A 17030-nucleotide genomic window follows, 5' to 3' on the forward strand; every position below is an offset into this window, starting at 1 on the left:
CAATATACTCTGGAACATTCCCGCTGCAACACAGGCGGGAATTTGTTTTTTGCTAAAGAAAAATGAAACATCATAAAGAACATGTATCGTTGATCTTCCTGACTGGCTTCATGGGAAGCGGAAAAAGTACCGTCGGGCCCATTCTTGCCAATACAATTGGATTTCAGTTTATTGATCTTGATATGCTGATAGAAAAAAAAGAGAATCGTAAAATCAGCGAAATATTCACCTCCGAAGGGGAAAAGAAATTTCGGATGCTGGAACGTGAAACGTTAAGAGAGATTTTGTCCAGCGCCATGACTATTGTATCCTTAGGCGGCGGATCGGTGACCAACGATGAAACATTGCAGCTGGTGAAAGAGAATGGAGTACTGGTGTATCTGAAATCCGATGTTGATCATATCTATCAACGATTACGGACAAAAAGTGATCGTCCTATGCTGCGTGATGATGATGGGAACCTGCTTGACGGAGATGATCTGGTAAAAAAGATCGAAACGCTGCTTGGTGCTCGGGAAACATTCTATAATCAAGCCGATGTTATCATCTCAACTGATGATAAAAAGATCGGACACACTATTGATGAACTTGCAAAAAAACTCTCTCCCTTTATTGACTAAATCAACACATATCGTCAACGTCCCGTTGGGAAAACGTTCATATCCGATTTATATCGGAAGCAATGTTTTGAAACACTCCGGAAAGTATTTCTCTCATCATCATGTAGGAACTTCCATTGTCGTCATTACTGACGAGAATGTTGCACGTCATCATCTCTCCATTGTCCAGAAATCATTGAGATCAAGAAAATATCATGTTCGTTCGATTATCCTGCCGGCAGGCGAACAACAGAAAATGTTGGGTTCGGTTGAAAAAATTGTTCGGCAATTATTGGAGTGGAATGTAGAACGATCATCAACAATCGTGGCCCTCGGTGGTGGAGTGATTGGCGATCTTGCAGGATTTGTTGCCGCAACATATCAGCGAGGAATTGGTTTTGTGCAGATTCCCACCACATTGCTTGCTCAAGTGGACAGTTCAGTCGGTGGTAAGGTGGGTGTTAATCATCTCCTTGCAAAAAATATGATCGGTGCATTTTATCAACCGTTATTTGTTCTTGCTGATACTTCTGTTTTACAGACATTACCAAAACGAGAACTTATTAGCGGTATGGGTGAAGTGGTGAAATATGGAATTATCCTTGATCGAAAATTATTTGATTTCACTGATAACAATCTTGAAAAAGCTCTTAGCGGCCAACAGACGATCTTATCAAATCTTGTTCGCAGAAGTTGCGAATTGAAATCGTATGTTGTTGCGAAAGATGAAAAAGAGTCACATTTGCGGGCAATTTTGAACTTCGGGCACACTGTCGGTCATGCACTTGAACATTCTGGTCGGTACGGATATTTGAAGCATGGCGAAGCAATTCTTTACGGAATGGTTGCTGAAACGCACATCGCGTGTGAAATGGAAATGATATCATTGAAAGAGAAAGAACGGATCGAATCATTGATTCAAAGAATCCCTCTTCCATCATTAACGCCGTTGAAATTAAAATATGACGGACTCATTGCTACAATGAAAAAAGATAAAAAAGTGAAAGACGGATCAATCAGAATGACACTCCCGCGGAAGATTGGAAAAGTCACCTTGCCGATGAGCGTAACTGAACAGAATGTTCACCATTCGATCGATTATCTAAAGATGTATGGTTCGTAATATCCTCTCTTTTTTCATATGCTGTTCCTTTCTGCACACTCTCTCGGCCCAAAACTTTGAACTGAATCCTCATAAATTTGGAACAAATCTCTTTGCCGGTGGTATTGATACTCCGCGATTTCAGTTTGTGGATATTGACGGAGACAATGACAAAGATCTGTTTATTTTTGATAGGGATGAGAAATTATGGTTCTATCGAAATCTCAATGGAAGCTATCGCTTGGAACCAAACGGCACGTTTGGAATCATTGTCGGTTCATGGTTCCATTTTCTTGATATTGATGGAGACGGGGATAATGATTGCTTGACGAACGGCAGTTTTTCTGAAGTGTCATTGTTCACTAATATTGGTTCCAGCACTTCGCCGAATTTTCAACTGACGACAGCCTCTCTTCTCGATACATCTGGGATTGAATTATTCAGTGAACGGTTCAGCATCCCGACATTTGCCGATATGGATGGAGACGGTGATGATGATTTTTTCACCGGTGGATCGATTGGATCGATTACATATTACAAGAATATAGGAACAAAATTTTCTCCGCAATTCACCTACGTTACAAGCGCCTATCAGGGGATCAATATTCAAGGGGGACCAGGAACATTTCCTAAACCTCAACACGGAGCTAGCGGAATTGAATTTTTTGATGTTGATAGTAATGGAGTGATGGATCTTTTCTGGGGAGACTATTTTAACCCTAGTTTATATTTCTTAAAAAATAGCGGAACAAAAGAAAACGCAAACATTACTCTTGTCGATTCCACCTATCCAAACGAAGCGGTCATTACATCATTTGGTTTTAATTTCCCTCAGCATGTTGATGTCGATCGTAACGGCATTATCGATCTAATGGTTGGATGTGTCTTCCCAAACGTTGACTACAATAATTTTATGTTCTATAAAAACATCGGTTCTAACGTAGATCCCTTGTACACTCTGGAATCCAAAAATTTTATTCCAATGATTGATGTTGGCTCCCGGAGTTGTGTAGCCGCAGCGGATTTCGATGGCGATGGAGATATTGATCTATGTATTTCATCAAGCGGTGGAACAATTTCCATTTTTCAAAATATTGGCACAGCATCACTGCCGGTTTACTCTGCAAATCCAACTTCGGTGATTAGTGTGGATAACGATTTGAATATTACTATCGCGGCCGGAGATGTCAATGGCAACAATATTCCCGATCTATTGGCTGGGACGTACGAGAGCGGCTTAAAAACATTTATCAATACAAGCACTAATGGAAAAATAACGTTTAGTCGACAGAATCATCCCGCTGAAACATTTCTTCCGGGCCAGAGTAGTGCGCCTTGTGTTGCCGATATCGATTTGGATGGCAAAACTGACATTCTTATTGGAAACAGCGGCGGACAATTGATGTTCCTCAAAAACATTGGCACCAATACTTCCCCTTCATACCAATCGGAAATGAACTTTAATTCGATTGATGTCGGCAATGATGCCATTCCTTTTGTAAAAGATTTTGATCACGATGGAATTTTGGATCTTTTTATTGGAAACAGTGATGGTGTTGTGTGGCATTACAAACAAAACTCAGAGACAAAGAGTACATTCGATTTAGTGAACAAAAAATTCCAAAATATCGATCTAAAAACACAAACTGTTCCTTCAATTGTGGATATAGATGCAGATGGTGATGATGATCTGCTTTTGGGAAATGGGAAAGGGGGAATCTTCTTATATGAGAATGTGAAAACATCAAATATCCATGAATATCTGGCTATTCCATCCGAAATTACGTTATATCAAAATTATCCGAATCCTTTTAATCCTTCAACAACAATTACATTTAGCATCCCGTTCAATGCATTTATTACACTCAAGGTATTCGATATGTTAGGACGGGAGATCGCGACATTACTTCAAGAACAGATGATCCGAGGGGAACATTCCGTGGTTTGGGATGCAACGAAGTATCCGTCAGGGACGTATTTCTGTCATTTTGCAGTTGAAACAAAAGATGTTCTATACAACAAAACCAAACTCATGGTATTATCTAAATAAAATTCAAGGAGAAGCAATGCTGAAGTTACGTCACCTGTTGTTGTCTATCGTAATGCTGCTTTGTACAGAGTTTAGTGCTGCACAGGGAGGTTTCAATGTCCAATTTGTTGGACAAGTGAGAACCAGAGGGACGAACGGATATTCCAATTGTTGGGGCTATGTTTCTCCAGAGGGAAAAGAGTATGCTATTCTTGGATGTCAAACTGGAACTCAAATAGTTGATATAACTTCTGATACGTTGAAAGAGGTTGCTTTTATTCCCGGTCCTAATTCAGGATGGCGTGAAATGAAAGTGTATCAGCATTATGCGTATGTGGTTACGGAAGGAAACGGGGCGGGACTTCAAATCATTGATCTCGATTCGCTGAAATTAGTAAATACGATAACAACAACACAGGTTCCATCAGGGCATACAATTTCCATTGAAGGAAAATATTTATATATCAACGGTTCACGATACAAAAGCGGCGGCGTTGTTATGCTGGATTTAACAAATCCCATTGCTCCGAAGGTAGTTGGTGAGTACGAAGCACAATATGTTCATGATTGTGTTATTAAGAACGATACGATCTATGCTGCGGCGATCAATGGACAAGGATTAGATATTATTGATGTGACAAATAAAGCAAATCCCAAGCGAGTGAGTCTTACGAACTATCCATATTCTGGAACGCATAATACAGACGTTACTGTCGACAAAAAATATGTGCTGACAACCGATGAAGTTAATTCCAACCCTGATAGAAATGGAAACCTTTTGCGCGTATGGGATCGTTCTGATATAACGAACCTAAAATTAGTGGCGACATATGTAGCACGTCCAAAAACGATCGTCCATAATATTCATATTAAAGACCAATATGGTTACTTAGCACATTATTCAGAAGGAGTAAGAATTCTCGATCTTAAATATCCCGAGATCCCTGTCGAGGTCGGTTATTATGATACATTTAATGGTTCCGTGAACAACTATATCGGTGCATGGGGAACATTCCCATATTTTGCATCGAACAAAGTGATTATTTCGGATATTAGCGGCGGATTATTTGTGATAAAGTTTCCTGGACAAAATGGTTCCATAAAAACGGCACGCGCAATTGTTACCGTTGTGGATTCTGCCACCAACGTACCAATCAGCGGCGTGAAAGTTGTTCTTCCCGGACGGTTTGATACACTGCTCACAGATAGTCAAGGTAAAATAAAGTTTGGCGCTTTGTCTGATACATTAACGGCGGCATTTTCCAAATCGACCTATGCTACGGGATATGGAACAAAGTTTCAAAAAATATTGATGAAATATGATTCGGTAATGAATATTACTGTGGCTCTTACACAGAGTTTGAGTGGATCATTAGCATGTGTTGTGACCAATAAAGCGACAGCAAAACCGGTAAGGGATTTTAGAATCAGAATCATCGATACGCCGATTGAAGGATTAACGGATTCGTCCGGTAAATTTTCCACTCCTACACTGTTGGGAGGGAGAAAATTTTCGGTGGTTGCCGCGCAATGGGGCTTTACTGCGGAAACAGTTTCTGTCAACATTGTTGGCGGAATTGTCAATAATGTTGCTATTCAATTAGCACCAAATGGTCTGGATGATTTTGAAATTGACCGAGGATGGGTGGTGGGAAGTCCACAAGATTCTGGTGTATCAGGAAAATGGGAACGGGTAAAACCAAATGTGACTGTTGTAGGTTTAGATACCCTTCAACCAAAAGAAGATCATTCTACCAATGGAACATTGTGTTTTATTACGGGGGGATCCTCTGTCACAACGGATTATGTCGATTACAGAACAACATTAACCTCTCCGTCATTTAATCCGGAAGGCATGACGCTTCCCACACTTACGTATTGGGTATTTTTTAGTTCACGGTCATCGGCAAAAGATGATACGCTTTATGTTGATGTTTCAAACGACAACGGCCAGACCTGGAAGATAGCCAACACTATTTTCGGGAAGCAGCCATTTTGGAAACAATATCGGATTGATTTAAAGAGTGTACTTCCAGTAACGGAACAAATGAAAATCCGATTTGTAGCAAAAGACGGAGGTAATTCTTCCATCCTTGAAGCTTCTGTGGATGATATTGCGTTTGGTGAGAATCTTCAATTGAATGTTGCACAAGATCAAAGTGCAATACCGGCAGCATTTGCTTTGCGCCAGAATTATCCAAATCCTTTTAATCCCTCGACGACAATTGAATATCACATTCCTTCACAGGCTTTTGTCACGCTCAGTGTGTTCGATGTTTTGGGTAAACAGGTTGCTTCTCTTGTTCACCATCAAAAAACTCCAGGGAGATATTCAGTGACATTCAATGCAGTGGGTTTATCGAGCGGGATCTATTTCTACAGACTTCAAGCAGGAGCATTCGTTGAATCAAAGAAATTGATGTTAGTAAAGTAGAAATTCTTCATGTGGAACACATGAATCCCTGAAATCAGATGTGATTTCAGGGATTTTTTGTTTATTGAATTCACAACGAAATAGTCGTATGTTTCTATTACTAATAGATCTTCAACATTCAATTCACTAAGGAATTTGACATGGAAATACCCTCCTTCGTTAAACACGAACGGCTCAAACAATGGGTCAAAGAAATTATCGCACTAACAAAACCGGATAAAGTACACTGGTGCGATGGTACTGACAAAGAATACGATGAACTGTGCGACCAGATGGTTAAGAGTGGAACATTCAAGAAATTGAATCCCAAGAAACGACCCAATAGTTATCTCGCATTTTCTGATCCGTCCGATGTAGCCCGAGTTGAAGATAGAACATATATTTGCAGCAAGCGCCGTACCGATGCCGGACCAATGAATAATTGGGTCGATCCCAAAGAGATGAAAACGACATTGAACAAATTGTTTGATGGTTGTATGGCCGGCAGGACGATGTACATTGTTCCGTTTAGCATGGGTCCTCTCGGATCACGTATAGCACACATTGGTGTTGAGATAACTGATTCACCGTATGTTGTTGTTAATATGAAAATTATGACACGCATGGGAAAAGCGGTGTATGATGTTTTAGGAGATCAAGGTGAGTTTGTTCCGTGTGTTCATTCAGTTGGAATGCCGCTGAAAGGCGGTCAAAAAGATGTTACGTGGCCATGTAATAGAGAGCATAAATACATTGTGCATTTTCCTGAAGAACGAAGTATCTGGTCCTTTGGCAGCGGCTATGGTGGAAATGCGCTATTAGGAAAAAAATGTTTCGCCCTCCGGATTGCTTCTGCAATGGCTCGCGATGAAGGCTGGCTAGCGGAACATATGTTGATTCTCGGTGTGGAATCGCCGGAAGGACAAAAAACATATGTTGGAGCAGCTTTCCCCAGCGCGTGTGGTAAAACAAATTTTGCGATGCTGATTCCACCAAAATCATTTGCAGGTTGGAAAGTTACCACCGTGGGAGATGATATTGCCTGGATCAAACCGGGACAGGACGGAAGATTATATGCCATCAATCCTGAAGCGGGTTTTTTTGGAGTTGCACCCGGTACGTCAGAAAAAACCAATCCGAATGCAATGGCTTCAATTAAACAAAACACCATTTTCACCAATGTCGCTCTAACAGAAGATGGCGATGTTTGGTGGGAAGGAATGACGAAAACTCCCCCCGCGAAACTTACGGATTGGCAAGGTCATGAATGGAAGCCGGAAAGCGGAAAAAAAGCAGCTCATCCGAATGCACGTTTTACTGCACCGGCATACCAATGTCCTTCTATCGATCCAGATTGGGAAAATCCTCAAGGCGTTCCAATCAGTGCTTTCATTTTTGGCGGACGACGCAGCACAACAATTCCGCTTATCACCCAGGCCATTAATTGGAACTTCGGCGTTTATATGGCCGCGACAATGGGTTCGGAAACAACTGCAGCAGCTGTTGGAGCTACGGGAGAAGTTCGCCGAGATCCATTTGCAATGCTGCCATTCTGTGGTTATCACATGGGAGAGTATTTCAATCATTGGTTAAGGATGGGACGCGAAATTTACAATCCGCCGAGAATATTCAACGTGAATTGGTTTAGGAAGGACAGTGAAGGAAATTTCTTGTGGCCCGGATATGGGGATAACATGCGTGTTCTGAAGTGGGTGGTTGAACGAGTCCATGGTCAGGCATTTGCCATCGAAAGTCCGATTGGTTGGATGCCCCGGTATGAAGATATGGATTTTACCGGCTGGCACGATATTTCTCAAGAACAGTTTTATGAATTGATGGCAGTCGATAAAGAATTATGGAAAAAAGAAATTCTTTCGCACGAAGAACTATTCATTAAAATGTATGACCGTCTTCCGAAGGAATTTATGTTGATGCGTGATTTGCTCCTCTCTCAGCTCTGGCGTTCCCCGGAAAAATGGGAAATGGCACCGGAATATTAGTTATTCAAACCATCGGATTGCTTAAACAATCCGATGGTTTTCTCTTCAATTACCTCTCCTACGAGTAAGAAACTATTCAGCGTTTTCCCAGCTTTGAAATTCTACACCTAAAAACCTGCTGAAATCATTAAAAATTCAACACTTTCTGCGGTACGCTGTTTGCTTTTTAAGAATACGGTGAACAGAAAGGAGGGTGTCATGAATACGATATTTCATCATCCTTTACCTATCAGATTCCATTCAAAAGAAAAGATTGTTGCGACTGTTATCCCGGGGAATTATTCAGTCGCACAAGCCCGGAAAGAACTTAAGAAGCGGTTGGGTATTAATTTAGAGATGGGATTATTCATCTCTGCGTTGTTTCATATTGCGCTGATAGGAACATATTACGCAGCACAATATTATAGTAGTCTTGAAGATGATGCACCGATGGTGAGAATCAGGATTATCAAGTACAGTGAACTTGGACCTCCACCGTCAATTACAAATTCAATGTCAGCGCCGGCAGTCGGTATAGCAAAGATTTCAAAACCAACAGTTGGTACACCTGTTCCGGTTCCGGATGCAGAAATTAATCCAGAACAGACAATTGCAACACAAGCGGAGATGAGCGCAGTAACCAGCAATGCAACGCTGGAAGGTGACGGGGAGGGGAGCGAAGTACGCATTGAAGAAGGTGTGACAATCGAAAATGATGAACCCGGAATGAATGAATTTATTCCGGTAGAAAAAATTCCGCAGGTTGTCTATGCGGAGAAACCGGATTATCCAGAGATCGCGCGTCGCTCAAGCATGGAAGGATACGTTTGGGTGAAAATTCTTGTGGATAAAAACGGAAAACCAAAAAAGGCAGTAGTGATTAAAGAAAATGGCGGAGCAATTTTTAATGAATCCGCAATCAATGCTGCAATGAAATATAGATTCACACCCGGTGTAATGAACAGTGGCCCGGTTCAGGTGTGGGTTGCTATCAAATTCAATTTTCAATTAATCGATAGAAACTGAGCGTTCAATATAATGATTGCAAGAGTAGATACTAAAAATCCTAAACTATCTCGTCAAAAACTCGGGAGATTTTTCATCGATCAACATTGTGCCGGCTGCAGAAATTGTTTTTCACTTGCTCCGGGCAATATTGGTTTTTTATCAATGGTCCAACGTTGTTCAATCATTTATCAGCCAATGAATGAAGAAGAATTGGCAGTGTTACAACGGGCGTATCTCCAATGTCCGAGTAAAGCATTTCATGATAAAGCAGATATTTTAGAACAAGGAATGGATTAGCATATGGTATCGACTATTAATGATATCCTTCAGTCTTCAATGCAAAGCCCCGTTTGGCGGAGCAACTACGTTGCTAAATGTATCTCAATGGAACAAGCCGCAGCGCTTGTCTATTCGAATGATAATGTCTTTGTCAGCGGTAACGCAGCTTCACCGAAAACATTCTTAAAAACTCTTGCCCAACGATGCCAGGATTTACGAAATGTTTCTGTATTTCATCTTCTGTTATTGGGTAAAGATCCGTTTGATGTTGAGGGAAATTCACGCGAACGGATTAGGCATGTCTCTTTTTTTGTGGGAACCGCTGATCGCAAAGCCATTAAGGAACATTCTGCAGATTATTTGCCAGTATTTCTAAATGAAATTCCCTCTTTGTTTTATAAAAATATCATACCGCTGGATGTTGTCTTTGTGATGGTTTCAGTGCCGAATGAAGAGGGTTTTGTCAGTCTGGGAGTTGAATGTGCCGCCTCGTTAGCGGCAATCGAAGCGGGGAAAGTGGTTATTGCGCAGATCAATAAAGATATGCCGTTTACATATGGCGAAGCATTAGTACCAATTTCTAAGCTGCATTATATTGTTGAACATACAGAACCATTGTGCGAATTACCGACGCCGGAGATCAGCGCGATTGAGAAAAAGGTTGCCGATTATATCTCCCCGCTTATCGAAGACGGTTCTACTTTACAATTGGGAATAGGGGGGATTCCCAATGCTATCATGGGAGCGCTGGATGGACGAAAGGATCTTGGTGTTCATACAGAAATGTTTTCCGACGGAATGATGGAAATGATGTTAAAAGGGGTCATTACCAACAAGAAAAAAACAGTCAATCCCGGATACTCCATCGCAACATTTGTGCTGGGGTCAAAAAAGCTGTATGAGTTTGTGAATAAAAATAAATCAATCAAATTATTGCCGACTGATTCAACGAATAATCCATTCTTGATTGGCCAGAATGAAAAAATTGTTTCTATTAATTCTGCCATCGAGATTGATCTTACCGGACAAGTATGTGCTGACTCTATCGGAACACAGATCTATAGCGGATTTGGCGGTCAATTAGATTTTGTCCGCGGTGCCGCTGCATCTAAAAACGGGAAAGCGATCATAGCTCTTCCTGCAATGGCAGCAGGAGGCGCCTGTTCACGCATTGTGCCGATGCTGAAGCAGGGAGCCGGCGTTGTAACAACGCGGGGAGATGTTGAATATGTTGTAACGGAATATGGAATTGCATTATTAAAGGGGAAGACTCTGCGGCAGCGTGCGGAAGCGCTGATCGCGATCGCTCATCCCACTGTGCGTCAAGAACTTGAACAATGGTTCAGTTCATCATATCACTCTAAGGAAAGAGCGTAATGGATTCAATCGATAAAAAAGTCACATCACTTATTGCCGAACAAAGAGCGATAGAAGAGCTTTCATACGAAGTAGAGAAGGTCCTTCATTATTATCAGGAACATCCGCAATATCCTTTGGATTATGAAAAAATCCGGAAAAGAATGCAGGAGGTCAGTTCCAGATTATCCAAGCTGGGGGAACAAATGCAATCCCTGACAAAAGTCAAGAAAGCCTGAACGGTCGGTAATGAGGTTCGTATGATTTCTATAAAAAATATTTTGGTGACGACAGATCTTTCCGTTGCTTCGTACTCTGCAATGGAATATGCATCATGGCTTTCAAAAAAAGAAAAAGCAACCGTGACCCTGTTCTATAGTGTCGATAACCTTCCATCTGTTGCCTATCATACTGTTGATCTCACTTTCGATAAATTTCGAGAGGAGATCCTTACGTTTGAACGGAAACGACTGATGGAATTTTCAGATACGTTCAAAAAGGATTTTTCTAAAAACCTGAACGTCGTACTAACGGAAGGGAACGCTGCTCAATCAATAGTACAATATGCAAAACAAAACTCCATCGACATCATCATCATGAGCACTCATGGCAGAACCGGAATTCCCCATGTTGTCTTGGGTAGCGTCGCAGAACGAGTGGTAAGGACAGCGCATTGTCCGGTATTGACTGTTAAATCGCAAAGTGTACCAGTCCCGCCAAGAAAAAATACTCGAAGAAAGTAATATTAATACATATTGGTACTCTTCACCCTTCCCTTTGCTATTGAAAATATCAAAGGGATTTTTGCTTTAAAAACCATTCGTCAAAATAGCCCATTTAGACAGACTCTTCTCAGTGTGATCCTATACTCTCACTAATTGCATAAAAAAACACTTTTTGTGTTGTAGATAACGTTATCATTCATTTTACGGAAGTTTATTGTTTTTAGGGTGATAAACACATATATTTCCACTTAACCTTGAAGGATGATAGCCGAAAACATTCAAAATATTGAGGAAACGCTCAAAAAAACGTGCATCCGCACCGGTAGAAATCCTGAAGATGTGAAATTCATTGCTGTAAGTAAGACTTTTGGTGCAAAAAATGTTCTTGAAGCAATTGATGCAGGAGTTATTGATTTTGGTGAGAATTATGTTCAAGAATTGCTTGAAAAGCATAATGCATTGCTAGATAAAAACATTCAATGGCATTTTATTGGTCATTTGCAGTCGAATAAAGTGAAGTATATTGCGGATTGGATTCATTTGATCCATTCTGTGGATAGTGAAAGTCTTGCGTTTGAAATTCAAAAACGTGCAGAGAAGAACAGCAGAACAATTGATGTTCTTGTTGAAGTGAATACATCCGAAGAAGCGACAAAATTTGGTGTAAAACCAGATCAAGCATTAGCATTGATTCAATCCGTTAGCTGTTTTTCCAATCTGAACCTTAAAGGATTGATGACGATTGGACCATTTACGGATGACAAAGCTGAATCACGAATTTCATTTAAACTATTGCGATCGATCTTTACCGAAGCAAACAGCGCCGGATTTTTAAAACAGCCATTGACTGTGCTTTCCATGGGAATGACACACGATTACGAAACGGCAATCGAAGAGGGTTCAACCATGGTTCGTATCGGGACAGCAATTTTTGGGGCAAGAACAAAAAACATTCATTGATAGGAGGAAGTATGAAGCTCACTCCACTGGATATAAAGAAACAAGAATTCAAAAAAGTTCTTCGCGGGTATGATTCCGTAGAAGTGGATGCTTTTTTGGATACACTTTCTGCAGAATTTGCAGACTTGTTGAAACAGGCAAAAGAGATGCGTGAACTGGCAATCGAAAATGAAGTGCAGCTTCGCGATTATAAACAGAAAGAACGGGATCTGCAGCAAGTATTAATGCAGGCACAAGAAAACAGTGCCCGCACAATTGATAATGCACGAAAAGAGGGGGAGCTGATCATTCAGGAATCCGAACTCAAGGCGAGCCAGATTGTTGATTACGCCCGTATGGAAGTGATGAGAGCGAAAGAGGAAGTGACCAATCTGCGTGCAAAGAAAGAAGCTCTGGTTAGTAGATTGAAAGTACTGTTGAATTCTGAAGTTGAGTTAATTAAAGCACTTGAAGTAGATGAGGAGATGAATAAACGCGATCAAAGCCAGGGAACAGGGAGAGAACTTTTTCAAATTGATGATGTATTAAAAAAATTATAATGTCAGATTTACGAAAACAGATTAACGAGACGATCCAATTCCTACGGACGAAAACGCAGTCGACGCCGTCAATTGGCATCATTCTTGGCACCGGTCTGGGCGGATTGGTGAAAGAGATCCAGATCGAAACGGTGATCGATTATTCTGAGATTCCTCATTTTCCAGTTTCTACTGTTGAATCTCATAAAGGGAAATTGATCTTTGGGAAACTCGGCGGTAAGAATATTGTAGCGATGCAGGGACGATTTCATTACTACGAAGGGTATTCGATGCAACAAGTGACCTTTCCTGTTCGCGTGATGAAATTTCTTGGAGTAAATACGTTATTGATCTCCAACGCAGCAGGGGGAATGAATCCGTTGTTTTCAAAGGGGGATATTATGCTCATCACCGATCATATCAATTTGCTCGGTGATAATCCGCTGATCGGCCATAATGACGATGAACTCGGTCCCCGATTTCCAGATATGACCGAACCGTATACCCGTGAACTTATTTCCCTTGCAGAAAAAGTGGCACTCGATCTGAAAATTAGATTGCAAAAAGGTGTTTTTGTTGCTGTTTCCGGGCCGAATTTAGAAACAAGAGCGGAGTATCGATTTTTACGGGGCATTGGTGCGGATGTTGTCGGGATGTCCACTGTTCCTGAAGTGATTGTTGCAGTGCATCAATCTATGCGAGTGCTTGGATTTTCCATTATGACCGATGAATGTTTTCCCGATGCACTAAAACCGGTTTCGTTGAAAGAAGTGATTGCTGTGGCGAATGAAGCGGAACCGAAATTGACCTCTATCATGAAAGAAGTAGTAACGAGACTATAAAAGAATGTTCAAAGAACTTACCGATAAAATTAATTACGCTGACGTTGAAAAAGAAATACTGAAATTCTGGGAAGAAAAAAAGATCTTCGAAGAATCAATCACCTCTCGCAGCGGAAAACCGCAATATACCTTTTACGAAGGTCCTCCCACTGCCAACGGGCGTCCCGGAATTCATCACGTTATGGCGCGTACGTTGAAAGATGCGTTCTGCCGATATAAGACTATGAGTGGCTTCCAAGTACACCGTAAAGCGGGATGGGATACGCATGGTTTGCCGGTAGAGATCGAAGTGGAAAAACAGATCGGCATTAAACACAAAGATGAAATTCTTGACTATGGCGTTGAGAAGTTCAATCAGATGTGCCGTGAGTCTGTCTGGAAATATAAAGTTGATTGGGAAAAGCTGACTCGAGAAATGGGATATTGGGTCGATCTCAACGATCCATATGTTACGTTCCATAATAATTACATCGAATCCATCTGGTGGGCGCTGAAACAATACTACGTCAAAGATATGATCTATCGCGGCTATAAAATTCAGCCGTATTGTCCTCGATGTGAGACACCTCTTTCGTCTCATGAAGTTGCTCTGGGCTACAAAGATGTAAAAGATCCGAGCGTTTATATAAAGATGAAGTTGAAAGATGAAGCGAACACATATTTTCTGGTCTGGACGACAACTCCATGGACATTAATTTCAAACGTTGCACTCGCAATTCATCCGGACATTGATTATGTAAAGGTTGAACTTCTTTCTGTGGATGGGGAAGCTACGAAACCAACCGGTGAATTTTTTATCCTTGCCAAAGCGCGTTTGGAAGTATTAAAAGAGAAATACTCCATCGTTGCTGAATTTAAAGGGAAAGAGCTTCTTGGAAAAGAATACGAACGGATTTTCAATTATCATCAAGTAAAAGAAAAAGGCTGGTACGTTGTCGAAGGAAGTTTTGTTACGACGGATTCCGGTTCCGGTATTGTTCATATGGCTCCCGCATACGGTGAAGATGACTATCAAACATGCCGCAAGTATGGATTACCCACGATTCATCCTGTTAATAAATCCGGCGAATTTGAAGATGCAGTAACTGACTTTAAGGGAAAGTTTGTGAAGGATGCAGATAATGATATTATTCTGAATCTGAAATCGCGAAACATCCTGTATAAAAAAGAACAGTATCAACACAGTTATCCGCATTGTTGGCGTTGTTCATCGCCGCTTCTGTATTACGCAAGAACCTCGTGGTATATCAGCACCACAAAATATGCACAGCGGATGATTGATCTGAACAAACAGATCAATTGGATTCCCAAAGAAGTTGGCGAAGGTCGTTTTGGCAATTGGTTGGAAGAAAATAAAGACTGGGCATTGTCTCGGGATCGATATTGGGGAACACCGCTTCCGATCTGGGTCTCGGAAGATGGAAAAGAAATGAAATGTGTCGGGAGTTTTGAAGAGTTGATTGGTGCTGAATGGTTAGATGAAAACGGAACACCGACCGGCAAAATATTTCATGCGGACGATATTAAGAGTCTCGATCCGCATAAACCGACAGTCGATCGATTGGCGTTCAAAACGGCAAATGGAAAATATTTGAAACGAACACCTGAATTGATCGATGTGTGGTTCGATTCCGGTGCAATGCCGTTTGCACAATGGCATTACCCGTTCGAAAACAAAGAGATCTTCGACAAATCGTATCCTGCGGATTTCATTTCAGAAGGTATCGATCAAACACGGGGCTGGTTCTATACGCTTCATTCTATCGGCTCATTCTTGTTCGATAAACCTGCGTATAAAAATGTATTGGTCAACGAATTGATTCTGGATAAGAGTGGACAGAAGATGTCCAAATCAAAAGGGAACACTGTTGATCCATTTGGTCTCATTGCAAAATATGGTGCCGATGCAACACGATGGTATTTAGTGTCGCAGTCTCCTGTTTGGCGTCCAACGTTGTTTGATGAAGATGGAATTGGAGAAGTGCAGCGAAAGTTTTTCAGTACGCTCGTCAATACCTATTCCTTCTTTGCATTGTATGCCAACATAGACAAGTTTGATTTCAGCGAGCCAACAATTCCCATTACGGAACGTTCGGAGATCGATCGTTGGATTATTTCATCGCTTAATTCGCTGGTGAAAGAATACAAGCAATATATGGACGAATACGATCTTACCAGGGCATCACGTGCAATTGCAGATTTTACTCTTGATAATCTCTCTAACTGGTATGTCCGACGGAATCGCCGCCGCTTTTGGAAGAGTGAAAAAGGAAAAGATAAAACCGCGGCATATCAAACATTATATGAGTGCTTGGATACCATTGTAAAGTTAACTGCGCCAATTGCTCCGTTTCTGGCAGATGAGATGTATCGCAATCTCAATTCGGCAACGCATCACGAATCACACTCATCCGTTCATCTTGCCATGCTCCCGAATGTGAATGAATCAGCTATTGATACCTCACTCGAAACTAGAATGGATCGTGCGATCCGAATCGTTGGATTAGTCCGTGCCATGCGGATGAAAGCAAACCTCAAGGTCCGTCAACCATTGCTGAAGATCCTTGTTCCGGTGAAGGATCAATCAGAATTTGCCTTGTTAAAATCGGTTGAGGATGTTATTCTGGATGAAATTAATGTAAAAGAGCTCGATGCAAAAATTGATCAAGATATTATAAAATATAAAATTAAGCCGAATTTCAGGGTACTTGGTAATAAATATGGAAAATCGACAGCGAAAGTTGCCGAAGTAATTCGTACCTTTACGGCGAATCAAATTAGCCAGATTAATGCGGATGGGACTATTCAGATTTCTGTTGAAGGAAACACGCTGAATATTATCCATGAAGATGTAGAGATTGTTGCCGAAGAAATTAAAGGATGGGTTGTAGAGTCTGATGGCAAAGTCACCGTTGCATTGGATATGGAAATCACTCCGGAACTTCGCATGGAAGGTTTTGCCCGTGAATTTGTCAGTCGTGTGCAGAATCTTCGCAAAGATTCGGGATTAGAAGTAACGGATAGAATATCCATCGTATTCAACACCAACGATGAATTAGCCGATGCATTGCTGAAGTCATCGGCGTATATTAATAGTGAAACACTTTCGGTTGATTTGAAAAAAGCACCGGTGAATGGTACTTCTGTGAAAGAAGATATTAACGGTGTACAGTGTGAGATCAGTATCAAAAAAGTATAAATCATTTCATTGTCATTTTCA

14 protein-coding genes are annotated in these 17030 nt (G+C 41.1%); all 14 read left to right on the forward strand.

What is annotated here, in order from left to right:
* Positions 1-62 precede the first annotated feature (62 nt).
* Complete coding sequence (locus tag WDA22_02315) at positions 63-620, forward strand: shikimate kinase (protein MFA5832287.1); 558 nt, start codon at positions 63-65, stop codon at positions 618-620.
* Positions 613-1722, forward strand: coding sequence for a 3-dehydroquinate synthase (aroB, locus tag WDA22_02320; GenBank protein ID MFA5832288.1), 1110 nt, complete (start codon positions 613-615; stop codon positions 1720-1722). Before WDA22_02315 ends, aroB begins: the two co-directional genes overlap by 8 nt.
* Positions 1712-3751, forward strand: coding sequence for an FG-GAP-like repeat-containing protein (locus WDA22_02325; GenBank protein MFA5832289.1), 2040 nt, complete (start codon positions 1712-1714; stop codon positions 3749-3751). Before aroB ends, WDA22_02325 begins: the two co-directional genes overlap by 11 nt.
* Complete coding sequence (locus WDA22_02330; protein ID MFA5832290.1) at positions 3651-6164, forward strand: choice-of-anchor B family protein; 2514 nt, start codon at positions 3651-3653, stop codon at positions 6162-6164. Before WDA22_02325 ends, WDA22_02330 begins: the two co-directional genes overlap by 101 nt.
* Before the next feature lie 140 nt (positions 6165-6304).
* Complete coding sequence (locus WDA22_02335; protein ID MFA5832291.1) at positions 6305-8143, forward strand: phosphoenolpyruvate carboxykinase (GTP); 1839 nt, start codon at positions 6305-6307, stop codon at positions 8141-8143.
* 198 nt (positions 8144-8341) lie between these two features.
* The gene (locus WDA22_02340; GenBank protein MFA5832292.1) at positions 8342-9148 is read left to right on the forward strand and encodes a TonB family protein; all 807 of its coding nucleotides are present in this window, start codon (positions 8342-8344) and stop codon (positions 9146-9148) included.
* 12 nt (positions 9149-9160) lie between these two features.
* Positions 9161-9427 (forward strand): ferredoxin, encoded by a 267-nt coding sequence (locus WDA22_02345; GenBank protein MFA5832293.1) that lies wholly within the window; start codon positions 9161-9163, stop codon positions 9425-9427.
* A 3-nt stretch (positions 9428-9430) separates the two neighbouring features.
* Positions 9431-10786, forward strand: a complete 1356-nt coding sequence (locus tag WDA22_02350; GenBank protein ID MFA5832294.1) for an acetyl-CoA hydrolase/transferase C-terminal domain-containing protein — start codon at positions 9431-9433, stop codon at positions 10784-10786.
* The gene (locus WDA22_02355) at positions 10786-11004 is read left to right on the forward strand and encodes a hypothetical protein (protein ID MFA5832295.1); all 219 of its coding nucleotides are present in this window, start codon (positions 10786-10788) and stop codon (positions 11002-11004) included. Before WDA22_02350 ends, WDA22_02355 begins: the two co-directional genes overlap by 1 nt.
* 21 nt (positions 11005-11025) lie before the next feature.
* Positions 11026-11508, forward strand: coding sequence for a universal stress protein (locus WDA22_02360; protein MFA5832296.1), 483 nt, complete (start codon positions 11026-11028; stop codon positions 11506-11508).
* A 243-nt stretch (positions 11509-11751) separates the two neighbouring features.
* Positions 11752-12450, forward strand: coding sequence for a YggS family pyridoxal phosphate-dependent enzyme (locus tag WDA22_02365; protein MFA5832297.1), 699 nt, complete (start codon positions 11752-11754; stop codon positions 12448-12450).
* Positions 12451-12461: 11 nt separating this feature from the next.
* Complete coding sequence (locus WDA22_02370; GenBank protein MFA5832298.1) at positions 12462-12989, forward strand: DivIVA domain-containing protein; 528 nt, start codon at positions 12462-12464, stop codon at positions 12987-12989.
* Positions 12989-13810, forward strand: a complete 822-nt coding sequence (locus tag WDA22_02375; GenBank protein MFA5832299.1) for a purine-nucleoside phosphorylase — start codon at positions 12989-12991, stop codon at positions 13808-13810. The genes WDA22_02370 and WDA22_02375 overlap by 1 nt, the downstream gene beginning before the upstream one ends.
* A gap of 4 nt (positions 13811-13814) precedes the next feature.
* Positions 13815-17009: an isoleucine--tRNA ligase gene (gene ileS / locus WDA22_02380; protein ID MFA5832300.1), complete on the forward strand. Its 3195-nt coding sequence runs from the start codon at positions 13815-13817 to the stop codon at positions 17007-17009.
* Positions 17010-17030: the final 21 nt, after the last annotated feature.

It is taken from the genome of Bacteroidota bacterium (genome assembly GCA_041658205.1).
In the GTDB taxonomy this organism is placed as follows: Bacteria; Bacteroidota; Ignavibacteria; order UBA10030; family UBA8401; genus UBA8401.